We start from the raw sequence: 1,476 nt of genomic DNA on the forward strand, positions 1-1,476 counted from the left end.
AGACCGAGGCCTCCCAGCCGCGTCCGTCGGCCATGCTGCCCAGGCCCTCGCCGAGGTAGCCCTCCAGCGCTCCGCTGCCGATGCTGCCGCCGACCTGTTGGGCGTAGGCACCGGTGGTGGAGAAGTAGTCGTTGAGGGGTTTTTGCAGGTTGACGGGGACGTCGGCGAGGTGGTCGCGCATGTGTGGGGGCAGGCGGTCGCCGATGGTGTCCCGTAGGTGCTGGCTCAGGTTGGGATCGGTCCAGTTGCGGGTGAGGGTGTCGGCGTAGTCGCGTCCGAGGTCGCGTGCGGCGGTGTCGCCGAGGTGGTCGCCGAAGTTGCGGGCGAAGAGGTCGGCGAAGTCGTTGCGTGCTGTGGCGGCTTTGGCGGCGTTGTCGAAGGCGCCCGCGCCGATGGGGCTGGCGGGGTTGTAGGGGGTCAGGAATTCGTCGTTGTGGCGGCTGAAGACCTCGGCCAGGTCCTTGTTCAGTGAGGGCGGGGGCAGTGGCCCGTCCTGGGGGGTGGGTGTGGTCTCGGGGGTGGTTTTGGGTGCGGGGGAGTCCGGTCCCCGGTCGGGGTTCGTGGCGGGTGGGTCGTCTTTGACTGGTCCGGCGGGTGGCCCGTCGGGTCCGCCGCCGGGTGGTGGGGGTGTGTCGGTGTCGCGGTTGGGGTTGCCCGGGGGCGGGGTGTCGGTGTCGCGCACGGGTGGCCCGTCGGGTCCGCCTCCGGGGGGTGGCCCGGGCGGGGGACCGTCGGGGGTTTCGCGGATGGGGGGTCCGGGTGGGCCGCCGCCGGGTCCGTCGCCTGTGGTGCGGATGAGGGGTGGTGGGTCGGGCAGGAGGTTGAGGTTGTCGAGGCCGTCTTTGAACAGGTTGGTGAGTTGTTTGCTGAAGAGTCCGTCGAGTCCGGCGGAGAAGACGGCGGACAGGGCGCCTTCGATGGTGGCGCCGATGTGGGCGCTCTTGGTGAGGTTGTGGTCCTTGTGGTGGCGGGTGCCGCGTCCGATCTGGATGCGTTGGATGATGCTGTCCATGCTGGCGAAGATCTGGCTGATGATCTGGTGGCCGGGCACGGTGATGAGCAGCCAGGTCAGGATGCGGCGCATGGCCAGGCTGCGGATGGCCTTGAAGATGGGGATCCATTTCAAGGAGGCGCCGAAGGTGAACTTGGCGGTGGCGATGGCCCAGGCGATCTCGGCGAGTAGTTGGATGAACTGGCCGATGACCATCATGTGCATGTACTCGACGTTGGCGCGGGCCTTGAAGAGTTCGCTGGACATGGTGGTGGAGTTGGCGCGGGCGGAGCCGACGTAGTCGTTGTCGCCGGTGGTGAACTGGTCCAGGGAGCGTTCGTAGCGGTCGGCGGTGCGGCCGTCGAAGCTGCGTCGGGCGTGGACGCGGCTGAGGTCGAAGAGGTCGTCCAGGACGCCGAGGCGTTGGTCGAGGGCGGCGTAGACCTCGGAGGCGCGGCCCAGGGCGGCGATGCTGGCTTTGGGGA

General features: G+C 68.9%; 1 pseudogene. It reads right to left on the bottom strand.

Features of this window, described 5'->3' with window-relative positions:
* Positions 1 to 1,476, bottom strand: a pseudogene (locus FYW99_RS32070) (hypothetical protein); the annotation flags it as partial.

Origin of the sequence: Nocardiopsis deserti (genome assembly GCF_008638355.1) — a bacterium.
Lineage (GTDB): Bacteria > Actinomycetota > Actinomycetes > Streptosporangiales > Streptosporangiaceae > Nocardiopsis > Nocardiopsis alborubida.